Raw genomic sequence first — 12,166 nt, forward strand, 5'->3', positions numbered from 1 at the left:
TTCCTTTTTTATTTATTTTTTGTAAAGCTAATGTCACCAAATTCACTGTGTGCCTTAATAGTAAAGCCTCCATTGTTAGTCGTATAATCTAATACATCACCTTTTTTAAAAGCATCTGAATCTCCAGCCTTATCCACAGTGATTGTTTGCTCCCAACGGTTAATATCACCCGTAAAAGCAGTTGTTGTGACACGACCGGTTTTGGCATCGTAGGTATAACTCTTTGGAAGTTCTTTCTTCACTGTCTCATCAAACTGTTTATAGTAGTCTTTTTCTGACAATGAATAACTATCAAAAACCTCCGAGAACTCCTCGCCGTACTGACCTTTCAATTCAGTAACTCTACTCTGGTAAGCCTGATAAAGACCTTTACGATTGTAAACAAAGCTCACTTTTAAGTGAGCCTTATTGTCAGTAATACTCATTGCTGTATTGATATCGGTGATAAGATCTTGACCTTGTGGTAAAGCATTACTAACTTTATTCTTAGTATTAGCAGTATCTTTCAGAGTGGCTAACATTTTCTCACTAAAGGTTGGGCTTGTCCAATCGCCCTCAATGCTTGCGGCTCGATAACGGTATCCCATCACGAGACAAACAATCAAAAGTATGGTGAGTATCGCTGCAATCACACCTGATACCATCCCCACAATATTCTTTGAGGTTACTGGCTCCTTTGATTCTTTTACTTGTTGACTAGGATTGAATTGAACACTCACCATCCTATCAGCATTAAACTCTTTAAACTTATTAGTCGCTCTATTTCCTGCTGCAGAAGCCACTGGTGGCCTCAATTCACGAGACTTGAGAGGATGTGCTGTTTCACCCAAACTAAGCCCTTCTTCTTTTGTCATAGGAATCTCCTTATCTCGCTGTAAGGTTATTATAACAATTCTTAAAGCGTTTTTCTATCTTATTCGGGAAAGTCCTTTATTTTTAATTTGGATAAACACTCTAATATAGAAGGTTTCTAGCAAAAAAAGTAGCCCTTATAGAGCTACTTTAGTCTATCGCTTATCCTTTATAATCAAAGGCAATTTCGATGATTTCTTTCAATTCTGAAATAAGTGGTTCTTTCGGATTAGCTGTTGTACATTGGTCTTCATAAGCATGTTCGGCCAAAGTATAGGCAGTGTCTTGAAGAAGTTTCTTAGTAACACCTTGCCCCTTCCAGTTCATGGCAATACCAACGGCAATACCCAATTCGTATACTTTTTGTGCCAAAACTTCAACTAATTCAGCATCTGATTGCTTGTCAGTACCCCATCCCATAAAACGAGCGATATCTGCGTAATCTTTGTCTGCACGGAAGTAGTCATATTTAGGGAACATAGCGTGTTTTTGAGGATCACGACCGTTGTAACGGATAACGTGAGGCATCAAAATCGCATTAGTACGTCCGTGTGGAATGTCAAACATAGGACCAACCTTATGAGCTAGTGAGTGGTTGATACCAAGGAAGGCATTGGCGAAGGCCATACCAGCCATTGTTGACGCATTATGCATCTTTTCACGTGATTCTTCATCACCAAAGCGGTAAGAATGTTCAAGATTTTCAAAAACAAGTTTAATTGCTTGGAGTGAAAGCCCACGTGTATAGTCACTAGCCATGACTGATACATAAGATTCAATGGCGTGAGTCAAAACGTCCATACCTGTATCTGCTGTAACGCTGGCAGGTACACTCATAACCAAAGCAGGGTCAACGATAGCAATGTCCGGAGTCAAAGCATAATCTGCCAATGGGTACTTGATATGAGTTTCACTATCAGTGATAACTGCAAATGACGTTACCTCTGAACCTGTACCTGAAGTTGTTGGGATACAGATAAATGTTGTCTTCTGAGCGTAAGGAATCTTGTAAGTACGTTTACGGATATCCAAGAATTTTTGTTTAGCACCGAAGAAGCTTACATCTGGGTGTTCAAAGAACATCCACATAGCCTTAGCAGCATCCATTGCAGAACCACCACCAAGAGCGATAATCACATCTGGTTGGAAGTCTACAAAACGTTCCAATCCTTTATAAACTGTATTAGTAGATGGGTTTGGCTCAACATCTGAGAAAACATCTACTACTGGTCTGTGGCGGTTAAGTTCCAATTGGCGTTTAACCAAGTCAGCGTAACCAAACTGAACCATACCAGGGTCACAAACCAACATCACGCGGTCAGCTTCAATGTGACGCAAGTAAGTTATTGAATCTTTTTCGAAGAAGATTTTTGGTGGGACGCGAAACCATTGCATGTTATTGCGGCGCTTTGACAATGTCTTGACATTCAAGAGATCAAATGAGCTAACATTGTGTGAAACTGAGTTATGACCATGTGAACCACAACCAAGAGTCAAGGATGGAATCATGTTATTGTAGATATTACCAATACCACCTTCAGCCGATGGGCTATTCACCAAGACACGGCAGGCTTTCATGCGGATACCGTATTGGAGTTGTAGCTCTTCATTTTCAGTGTGGATAACAGCTGTATGTCCAAGACCTCCCAAATTGAGCATGCCTTCTGCTTTTTTGAATCCATCTTCAACGCCATCAGATTTGATAAGGGCAAGGACTGGAGACAATTTTTCCAAGGCAAGTGGGTGTTCCATTGTTGCATCTGGAATTTCTGCCAAAAGCATTTTTGTACCTGCAGGTACTTTAAGACCAGCTTTTTCAGCAATTTCAATAGCTGAGTGACCTACAATAGCGCCATTTACAGCTGTACGTGCTTCATTAAGAACGACTTTTTCCAATTTAGCAATATCAGCTTTTTTAGAAATGATGACACATTGATGTGCTTCGAATTCAGCCTTAACTTCATCATAAATAGCCGCATCAACGATAGCTGCTTGTTCAGAAGCACAAATCATACCATTGTCAAAAGTTTTTGAAACGATGATATCGTTGACAGCACGTTTAACTTTAGCATCAGCAGCAATATAAGATGGTACGTTCCCGGCTCCTACACCAAGAGCTGGTTTACCAGTTGAATAAGCGGCCTTAACCATACCAGGTCCACCAGTCGCAAGTACTGTGGCAATCTTAGGATGGTTCATCAAAAGACCAGTTGCTTCGATAGATGGCTCTTCAATCCACTGGATACAGTTCTTAGGTGCACCCGCTTCAATAGCAGCATCGCGAACAATGCGCGCAGCTTCTGCTGATGATTTTTGAGCTGATGGGTGGAAGGCAAAGACGATAGAGTTACGTGTCTTAAGAGCGATAAGGGCCTTGAAAATCGTTGTTGAAGTTGGGTTAGTTGTTGGTGTCACCCCACAGATAACGCCTACTGGCTCAGCGATAGAAACCAAACCTTGTTCTTTATCTTCATCGATAACGCCTACTGTCTTGTCATATTTAATACTATTCCAAATGTATTCAGAGGCATACATGTTTTTGATGGCTTTATCTTCATAAATACCACGGCCTGTTTCATCAACGGCCAATTTTGCCAAGTACATGTGTTTATCTAGGGCAGCAATCGCAGCTTGGTGAACAATGTGGTCCACTTGCTCCTGCGTAAAGTTAGCCATGGCATCGAGGGCTTTAACCCCCTTTATTGCCAATTCATCAATTACTGTTTGAATATCTTTAGTTTGTTTAGTCATATGAAACTCCTTTGAATACTTGTTAAAAACTTCACAAGCTTTAACACAAGTATATTATAGCGTTTTCTAGTCGCTATGTAAACCCTTACAACAACAAAAATAAAGAAATCCGTCCATTTTTGGACAGATTTCATCATTATTACCAAATAATCACGCGATCTTCTGGGGCACGCCACATGCCGTCGCCCTCTTTAACGTCAAATTCCTTGTGGAATTCGTCGAAGTTTGGTAGTTGAACATTGGTACGGAGTTTTCCTGGTGCGTGGACATCAACACTTGCAAGAAGTTGCATATATTCTGTCCGAGCTTTCATGCGCCAGATGCGAGCAAAGTTGGTGAAGAATTCTTCTGCTGAAAAATCTTCCTCTTTCTTAGCGGCTTCAAGGGCTGCAGCGATGCCTCCTAGGTCTGCCACGTTTTCAGAAACGGTCAATTTCCCGTTAATCTTAGCACCGTAAGAGTCTTGCCCTTCAAACTGATCGATGACCTTTTGCGTGCGAGCGGTAAAGGCTTCGTAATCTTCTGGCTTCCACCAGTCTTTCAAGCTACCGTGCTCGTCAAAGGAAGCACCATTGGTGTCAAAGGCGTGTGAAATTTCATGAGCAATGACCGCTCCAATTCCACCGTAGTTAGCTGAGGAAGATTGATGAAGGTCATAGAAAGGTACCTGCAAAATCGCTGCTGGGAAGACGATTTGGTTTTGTTGCGGATCATAGTAGGCATTGACCATATTAGCCGGCATGTGCCATTCACTACGATCGACCGGTTGGTTCCACTTGCTCCAGCTATGGGCAATCGAAATTTCGTAGAGAGTCTGAGCATTTTCAACCAAGGTTTTGCTCTCGTCGATAACCTTCTTGGCATAAGTTTCTGGTAACTTTTCAGGGTAACCGATATGAGGTGTGATGACATTGAGTTTGACAATGGCTTTTTCACGAGTCTCAGAGGCGAGCCAATCTGCTTTTTCCAGACGATCTTTGTAAACCTCAATCATAGTTGCAACTTTATGCTCTACGTCTGCTTTTGCTTCTGGTGAGAATTTTTCACCTGCATACCAGAGTCCAAGCGCTTGGCTATATGGTACTTCTGCTATTGATAAGGCTGCTTTTTCTTTTGGACGAGGTTCTGGAATACCTGCAATCGTACGACTATATTCACCAGCCAAAACACGGATTTCTTCCGTCAAAAATAGAGTCCAAGAAAGAGCTGCGCCGAGTTTCAATGCAGCATGAAGGGTCTCCCAGTTGGCTGCTGAGTAGAATGTTGGTGCGAATTCCTTCCAGTAACGCTCTTCTGGCACGATGATTTTATCTGGAGTTTGTCCGATTACTTCTGTAAAGAAGGCATCGAGTGGCAATTCTGGGACCAAGGCCTTGAAATCCGCCCACTCATAGGGATGGTAGAGTTTGTTGTACTCTGATTTTTCTTCGTTCGACAAGACATATTTGGCCAATTCTGCGTCCCCTGCAATCACTTTATCCAGAATATCTTTGATTTCTTCCTCTGAGAAATCAAATTTAGATAAGAGTTTTTCCATCATTTGACGCCAGATAGCCAGTAATTCTGGGCCTTTTTCGTTGCCTTCTTCATAATAGGTCGTATCTGGCAAGATGAGAGCCGGTGCTTCTCCCCACAAGACATTCATTTGGGCATTCTTAAAGTCTGGCGACACGCTAAATGGCAAGAGATTTGGTTTGCCAGCTAGTTCATAGGTGCCCAACTTGCTGGTATAGTCTTCAAAAGAAGACAGAGCCTTGATTTCATTGATCAAGGGCATGGCTGGAGCCACACCAGCTGCTTCTCGTGCATCAAAATCAGCTACCATCTTGTGGTATTTGACAAAGTTTTGCAGAATGCTATCTTCGGGTAATTCTTCTCCCCGTTGCCATTTTCCGGTAATATCCAACATCAAGTTTTCGATATCTCGATCCAAGTCCATAAAGCCACCAGTCGAAGGTTTATCGTCTGGAATGACTGCTGTCTCAGCCCATTTCCCATTGACGTATTCATAAAAATCATCTTGTAAGCGTGTCATTACACTTCCTCCATCAACATTAAAAGTGCTTTCATTATAACAAAATTCCCCAGCAAAAGCATTTACTGAGGAAAGTTTGGCTTATTTTACTAAGATTGCTAGGGTTTGATAAGGCTTAAGACTTACCTTTTCAGCAAGCTCCGCATCGTCATAGTTGGACAAGAGCACGCGCCCTGCTTGGTATTCTTCTGGAATCTCCACTTCAGCTTCACTTCCATAGAAATTATTGAGCACCAAGAGTTTTTGACCGTCTAAGTGGCGTTCAAAGGCGTAGACCTGCTTGCTATCTTCAAGTGCTGGCTGATAGCTTCCTTCTGAAATGATAGGCATTTCTTTGCGCAAGCGAATCAATTCTTTATAGAATTTAAAGATTGGTCCATCGATTTCATTTTCAACGTTGATGTCTTTATAAGATTTACCAACTTTCAACCATGGAGTGCCTGTTGAAAAACCTGCATTTAGAGAAGCATCCCATTGCATGGGCGTACGAGAATTATCACGTGACTTAGCTTGGATAATCTTGAAGGCTTGCTCAGGAGATTTACCTTGGTCCAAGAGCATTTGATAAGCATTGATGGATTCCACATCCACGTAATCTGCCATCGAGTCATACTCTGGATCGATCATCCCGATTTCTTCACCCATGTAGATGTATGGTGTTCCACGTGACAAGTGGATGCTAGCTGCGAGCATGGTAGCCTCTTCATTACGGAAATTCTTAATATCCACAAAGCGATTCAAGGCACGAGGTTGGTCGTGGTTATTCCAAAAGAGGGCACTCCATCCACCACGATCACTCATTTCCTTGCCCCAGGTGTGGTAGAGGCGCTTGAGCTCTTCAAAATCAAAGGGAGCAATGGTCCATTTTTGTCCATCTTCATAGTCCACTTTTAAATGGTGGAAGTTAAAGGCCATAGACAACTCCTGACGTTCCGGTGCCGAATAAAGAACACAGTTATCAATGGTTGTTGAAGACATCTCTCCGACCGTCATAAAACTATCGTCAGAACCAAAGGTCGCTTCATTCATCATGTGAAGATAATCATGCACGATTGGTTTATCCGTATAAGCCGGTTTCCCTTCATTTTCTGGACAATCTACTAAAACTTCGTCCTTTTCTCAAGTTATTAGCCATGAACAAGTGAACTTCCCTGTATCTGACTTAACCAGTTACCAAGAGCTCATAGAACAACAAGGCATTAAATCACAAACCAACGTTATCTCTCTAGATAAAATCATCGTTGACACCAATCTCTCAGAAAAAACTGGATTTTCAAGAAGCCAACAGGTTTGGCGTCTTATTCGGCAAAGAGTCGTTGATGGCTGTGCCTCTGTCGTTGATATTGATTACCTGGATGCGAGGCTTATGCCTCAACTCAACCGTGGCATCGCTGAGAACTCCATCTATGATTACCTTGAGAATCAGCTCCACCTTAGCATTTCTCATGCCTTTAAAGAAATCACAATTGACAACACTACCGAGCAAGACAAAATCCTCATCGATATCGGTAAAGATCACCACGTCGTCTGCATACGCTCAAAAGTTTATCTGAATAATGGAAATCAGTTTCAGTTCACCGAAAGTCGACACAAACTTGAAAAATTCAAATTTGTCGACTATGCCAAGCGTCATCACTAAAACGAATCCAAAAGAAAAAGTATCGAACACTTGTCCGATACTTTTTAGTTTTTACGGATAGGATCTGCTAGATACTCCGCACGAGCACCACCAATCAACTTAGGTCGACTCGCCAAAGCAGTCACATGGGCACCACCTAATTCTGGAGCAATCGGGCGAAGAGGAACTTGGACCCTCTTCACATGCATACCAATAGAGGTATCCCCAATATCGATACCAGCCTGAGCGACAATTTCCTCCACCTCAACAGGATCCTTCATATAGTCGAAAGCAGCCAGCTGACCACTTCCCCCAGCATGCAAGGTCGGAAGAACATTAACAATTTCCAAATCTTTAGCCATGGCGAGCTCACGCTCAACAACCAAAGCACGATTCAGATGTTCGCATCCTTGAACAGCCAAGTAAATTCCTTTAGGTTCCAAAACTTCAAGAATCGTTTTCACAATTCGTTGGCCAATTTCACGGCTAGAGGCTTTTCCGATTATCCCACCAGCGACCTCACTGGAAGACAATCCCAAGACAAAGATAGCTCCTCGCCCAATAGCGGAACGTTCAACAATATCTTCTACAAGCACACGTGTCTTCTCTTCTAAATCTAGCAACATCACAACAGCCCTCCTTTAGACAACAGCTGTATTCAGGATTCGCACAATAAGATAGTACAGAATCACAAAAAAGATAAGGAAAAATACCCCTAATAATAATAACTGCCTACGGCGTTTCTTACTTAGATCCCAAGAGAAACCAAATCCCATCAAAAAAGGACCAACACTATAACTTAGCATAAACCATAAATCTACGCGTGCTATATGCCAAAAAGAAGAAATAAAGGCCACTAAACCTATTAAGGATAATATCCAAGAAAACTCCCAACAATCTGATTTAGCAAAAGCCAAGCCTATTAAGAAGCAGCCCAAGGCAGGCATGATAATAAATGATAGGGTCATAAAATAAAACATGCCATTATTATAGCATGTTTTACAGTTTCATGTTAGTGGCGGTTAATGACACCATAAGCAATAGTGAATGCAATAGCAGCAATACCCACAACGATTGCCATGACAGCCCAGAAAATAGTCATCGCACGGCGTCCCTTGCGATTGTTGAAAGGAAGTCCCCAACCAATCATGATGACACCTAGCAATCCAAGCCAGATTTTATAAGTGATAACAATCGCCGCATCAAAATAGGCAAAAGCAACCAAACCTAAACCTAGCAAAGAAATCAAATAAGACCACTTACCCTTCAAAAATGAAGGCAAGGCCCAACCAAATAACACTAAACCTAGTAGAGCAAGAGCTCCACCACCAAAAAATACAGGTACAATATAATTATCAAACATATTCATATTATAGCATATCTTAAAAAGTTAGGAAATAGAATCTATCAACCAAAGCCATATCCAATCTTTAAAATTTGTTTCCTCTCAATCACAGATTGATTCGCAGATACTAACTATTTATTTGGGTACAAAAAAACAAGACCCAGAAAGGACCTTGTTTTAATAGCCTAATTGCGCTTTGTTTGCACTACATCTATAATCAAAAGGAACTGAGATTTAGAAAGTGTGGCAAATTTGTGGCAAAACATAAGAAAAAGGCTTGTCCATATTGGACAAACCCTTTATTTTCAAGCTTATATAGTCTAATTAAGCTTTGTTTGCTGAACCGAATACGTCGATACGTTCTTCAACAGCTTCTGTAATAGCTTCGAAACCTGGTTTCAAGAATTTACGTGGGTCGAAGAGTTTCTTCTTGTCGTATTCTGCTTCATTTGCTTCGTATTCAGCAACAAATTTACGTGTTGCGTTAGCAAATGCGATTTGACATTCAGTGTTAACGTTAACTTTAGCAACACCAAGTTTGATAGCTTCTTGGATTTGATCATCAGGAATACCTGATCCACCGTGCAATACGATTGGGAAGTTAGGAACAGCTTCTGTCAATTTTTGCAAGTGGTCAAGGTGAAGTCCGCTCCAGTTTTCTGGGTAAGGACCGTGGATGTTACCGATACCTGCTGCAAGGAAGTCGATACCAGTTGCAACCATAGCTTTAGCATCTTCGATTGGTGCCAATTCACCATCACCGATGATACCATCTTCTTCACCACCGATTGTACCAACTTCAGCTTCAACTGATACACCGTTAGCGTGTGCAAATTCAACAACTTTAGCTGCTTTTTCAAGGTTTTCTTCAACTGGAAGGTGTGAACCGTCAAACATAACTGAAGTGTAACCTACACGGATACATTCCAAAGCGTCATTGTAGTGACCGTGGTCAAGGTGAATAGCAACTGGTACAGTGATACCCATTGATTCAACCAATTCTTCGATAAGGACTTTACACAATTTGTAACCACCCATGTACTTAGCTGCACCCATAGAAGTTTGGATAAGTACTGGAGCTTGTTTAGCTTCTGCTGCACGCAAGATAGCTTGAGTCCACTCAAGGTTGTTTGTGTTAAATCCACCAACTGCGTAACCATTATCACGAGCTGCTTGGACAAATTTTTCTGCTGAAACGATTGCCATTATAAAGGCCTCCTATATTTTTTTGGGTTTGAACCCGTTTACAAGTTTATTCTATCACAATTGAACTCAAAAAACTAGCTTTTCTACAATTTGTAAGCGTTTTGATTTTTTAATACAAAAAAACCAGTCATGTGACTGGTTACTCTGCGGAAAGAGGGACTTGAACCCTCACGACCTAAAGCGGTCACAGGATCCTTAGTCCTGCGCGTCTGCCAATTCCGCCATTTCCGCTAACAACATTAGTTATTATATCAAGATTGACAACTCGTGTCAATACTTTTTTGAAAGTTTTTTAATAACTTTCTCTTGTCTCTTTCGAAACAACTATTATATAATACCATTTATTGTTTGCTGACGTCAATACTTTTTTGACTTTTTTTAAATTTTTTAGCAAAAACTATCTATCATATCTCTTGTCAAAGGTTAAGCTAAACTCTTATTCAGCCTATCTAATTTCTCTCTAAGGGGAGCTAAGTAAACTTCTTCTCCAAAACCACGCAATTTTAAGCCATCCTCAGCACAAGACAATAACGATTCTGTCAAAGGTAAAATCATTTTGAGGTCTGTAGCAGAAATATCTTTTTTCGAAAATAAACGACGAATTCTAGGGTAATCATAGTCAAGTGCTTCAAAAAAAGGTGAGTCATTTAAAATATTTTCTAGATTTACCAAATTGACTAAAAGACCAAGGTGAAAGGCTGCTGGCGCAAAGGTTGATGAGAAAGGTTGGGTACAAACACTGCGAAACTCAACGGTTCCCCTAGTCGTTAAGTCTTGAAATTGATAAGAACGGTGAGTCTTAAAATCTTCCTCACTTGGTTCAATAGTGACTACTTCGCCACGAATAGAGTGTGCTTTGATAGATGGCGTACTCAGATAGTCTTTAGCGCGTATTGGTTCAAAATAGTAAGTTTCGTCACCACGCTTAGCAGTAAAAAGGGCTGTCTCAGACAAGTAAGAAAAATAGTCATCTTCATTCTTAAATACCTTAGGAAATACTCCTGCATTTTCCTCAAACACACCATGCATGGAATTCTCCCAGAAAACATCACGGGAAAGCGCTAAATCCCAATCAGAACCCCAAAACTCAGAGTTTGCCAATAATACTGCCTTGGGTCCCTCTATTTGGTTAAAAGCATTTAAGACTCTTAAATAGGATGTTTTTGAAACATCTAATTGTACCTGACTCCCACAGATGAAAGAAGCATATTCTGGATAATCATGAAAGAAAGGATCGTTCTTTGCTTTAGATAGCTCGAGAAAATCCATAAGCATTTCATAACGAGGAGATTTAACAGGTCTGTTGTCATTTTTTGCCCAGTTTGGATTCACTCCCCAACCTTGCAACTCATGATTATGATTCTGAAGATAGGATTGGATTATACTGAGGTAAGTATCCAGACGTTCCTCAACCTCAGAAATTCTCTCAGCCTTTGCAAAAGCAAACTCGATCGTATTGTACGAAACTTCAAAAAGAATCATGTCTCCAGAAACTTTATCGATAAGCTGAATAGGATTATTATAAGAATCATACTTATCAGCTTGAAAATCAAAATTATCCAAAAGATAGACTAGTAACTGTTTTGTAAGAGAGACATCTGTAGCATTACCACTCAAATTAACAACTGGGTATTCCAACTCAATCCCCACAAATAATTCGGGTTGCTCCTTAATTGGCTCATAGTACCTTTGCTTAAGCAGTTCCTTGGCTGTTGTCAAAATAATGTCCCCCTTTTTAAAATAAGCTTATTCCATTATATCAAAATATTCAGACGATTTATAGACAAAAAAACGCCTGCTTACGAAAAATAACCGTATTACCTTTCGTAAACAAGCGTTACATGCTTATTTATTCCCATTTTTATGATGAGTGTTCCCGCTAGGCGTATGCCCAGCGGTAGACCAGAGCTAGACTAAGAAAAGCTAAGCTATTCCATCATCATAACACTCAACAAAATTGATAAAAATTAAACAAGTTCGATGATTGCCATTGGGGCAGCATCGCCACGACGTGGTTCTGTTTTAAGGATACGAGTGTATCCACCGTTACGTTCAGCATAACGAGGTGCGATTTCTGAGAAAAGTTTTTGAAGAGCAGTTGTTGATGTATATTTATCAGTTGCTTCATCATAGCTTTCAGATGCAATTTCGTTACGTACAAATGCAGCTGCTTGACGACGTGCGTGCAAATCACCACGTTTACCAAGAGTAATCATTTTTTCAACTGTTTTACGGATTTCTTTAGCACGTGCTTCAGTTGTAACGATTGCTTCGTTAATGATAAGATCTGTAGTCAAATCACGAAGAACCGCTTTACGTTGTGAGCTTGTGCGTCCAAGTTTACGGTAAGCCATGTTAT

At 40.7% G+C, this 12,166-nt stretch carries 8 protein-coding genes, 1 tRNA gene and 3 pseudogenes; 1 reads left to right on the forward strand and 11 read right to left on the reverse strand.

Annotated features, from left to right (window positions below):
- Window positions 1–8: 8 nt before the first annotated feature.
- The 4 genes and pseudogenes from H7U02_RS00385 to H7U02_RS00400 all read right to left on the reverse strand — a co-directional run.
- On the reverse strand, window positions 9–854 hold the full coding sequence (locus H7U02_RS00385; protein ID WP_110980819.1) for a hypothetical protein: 846 nt from the start codon (window positions 852–854) through the stop codon (window positions 9–11).
- Between the two features lie 160 nt (window positions 855–1,014).
- A pseudogene (gene adhE / locus H7U02_RS00390) lies at window positions 1,015–3,624 on the reverse strand (bifunctional acetaldehyde-CoA/alcohol dehydrogenase); the annotation flags it as partial.
- A gap of 118 nt (window positions 3,625–3,742) precedes the next feature.
- Window positions 3,743–5,638, reverse strand: a complete 1,896-nt coding sequence (locus H7U02_RS00395; protein WP_201042578.1) for a M13 family metallopeptidase — start codon at window positions 5,636–5,638, stop codon at window positions 3,743–3,745.
- 81 nt (window positions 5,639–5,719) lie between these two features.
- Window positions 5,720–6,754 (reverse strand): annotated as a pseudogene (locus H7U02_RS00400) (alpha-amylase family glycosyl hydrolase); the annotation flags it as partial.
- On the opposite strand from H7U02_RS00400, the pseudogene H7U02_RS00405 reads away from it, so the two are divergent.
- Window positions 6,750–7,277: pseudogene (locus H7U02_RS00405) on the forward strand (UTRA domain-containing protein); the annotation flags it as partial. The pseudogenes H7U02_RS00400 and H7U02_RS00405 overlap by 5 nt on opposite strands.
- A 44-nt stretch (window positions 7,278–7,321) precedes the next feature.
- On the opposite strand, the gene H7U02_RS00410 reads toward H7U02_RS00405, so the two are convergent.
- The 7 genes from H7U02_RS00410 to rplQ form a co-directional block, all read right to left on the reverse strand.
- Window positions 7,322–7,882: a TIGR01440 family protein gene (locus H7U02_RS00410; protein WP_070576053.1), complete on the reverse strand. Its 561-nt coding sequence runs from the start codon at window positions 7,880–7,882 to the stop codon at window positions 7,322–7,324.
- A 15-nt stretch (window positions 7,883–7,897) separates the two neighbouring features.
- The gene (locus H7U02_RS11435) at window positions 7,898–8,236 is read right to left on the reverse strand and encodes a hypothetical protein (RefSeq protein WP_080611667.1); all 339 of its coding nucleotides are present in this window, start codon (window positions 8,234–8,236) and stop codon (window positions 7,898–7,900) included.
- A 32-nt stretch (window positions 8,237–8,268) separates the two neighbouring features.
- Window positions 8,269–8,625, reverse strand: a complete 357-nt coding sequence (locus H7U02_RS00415; protein ID WP_002892073.1) for a hypothetical protein — start codon at window positions 8,623–8,625, stop codon at window positions 8,269–8,271.
- Between the two features lie 300 nt (window positions 8,626–8,925).
- Window positions 8,926–9,807, reverse strand: coding sequence for a class II fructose-bisphosphate aldolase (locus H7U02_RS00420; protein ID WP_002885816.1), 882 nt, complete (start codon window positions 9,805–9,807; stop codon window positions 8,926–8,928).
- 145 nt (window positions 9,808–9,952) lie between these two features.
- A tRNA-Leu gene (locus H7U02_RS00425) sits at window positions 9,953–10,038 on the reverse strand.
- Window positions 10,039–10,230: 192 nt separating this feature from the next.
- Window positions 10,231–11,526: a gamma-glutamylcysteine synthetase gene (locus H7U02_RS00430; protein ID WP_110980795.1), complete on the reverse strand. Its 1,296-nt coding sequence runs from the start codon at window positions 11,524–11,526 to the stop codon at window positions 10,231–10,233.
- 248 nt (window positions 11,527–11,774) lie between these two features.
- Entirely contained in the window at window positions 11,775–12,161 is a 387-nt protein-coding gene (gene rplQ, locus H7U02_RS00435; RefSeq protein ID WP_002885709.1) for a 50S ribosomal protein L17, read from the reverse strand.
- Window positions 12,162–12,166: the final 5 nt, after the last annotated feature.

It is taken from the genome of Streptococcus sp. 3.1 (genome assembly GCF_016648915.1).
GTDB lineage: Bacteria > Bacillota > Bacilli > Lactobacillales > Streptococcaceae > Streptococcus > Streptococcus salivarius_E.

Excerpts from the sequence above, each read along its gene's own strand:
- H7U02_RS00385 (WP_110980819.1), bottom strand. The coding sequence starts at position 854 with ATGACAAAAGAAGAAGGGCTTAGTTTGGGTGAAACAGCACATCCTCTC.
- H7U02_RS00395 (WP_201042578.1), bottom strand. The coding sequence starts at position 5,638 with ATGACACGCTTACAAGATGATTTTTATGAATACGTCAATGGGAAATGG.
- H7U02_RS00410 (WP_070576053.1), bottom strand. The coding sequence starts at position 7,882 with ATGTTGCTAGATTTAGAAGAGAAGACACGTGTGCTTGTAGAAGATATT.
- H7U02_RS11435 (WP_080611667.1), bottom strand. The coding sequence starts at position 8,236 with ATGTTTTATTTTATGACCCTATCATTTATTATCATGCCTGCCTTGGGC.
- H7U02_RS00415 (WP_002892073.1), bottom strand. The coding sequence starts at position 8,625 with ATGAATATGTTTGATAATTATATTGTACCTGTATTTTTTGGTGGTGGA.
- H7U02_RS00420 (WP_002885816.1), bottom strand. The coding sequence starts at position 9,807 with ATGGCAATCGTTTCAGCAGAAAAATTTGTCCAAGCAGCTCGTGATAAT.
- rplQ (WP_002885709.1), bottom strand. The coding sequence starts at position 12,161 with ATGGCTTACCGTAAACTTGGACGCACAAGCTCACAACGTAAAGCGGTT.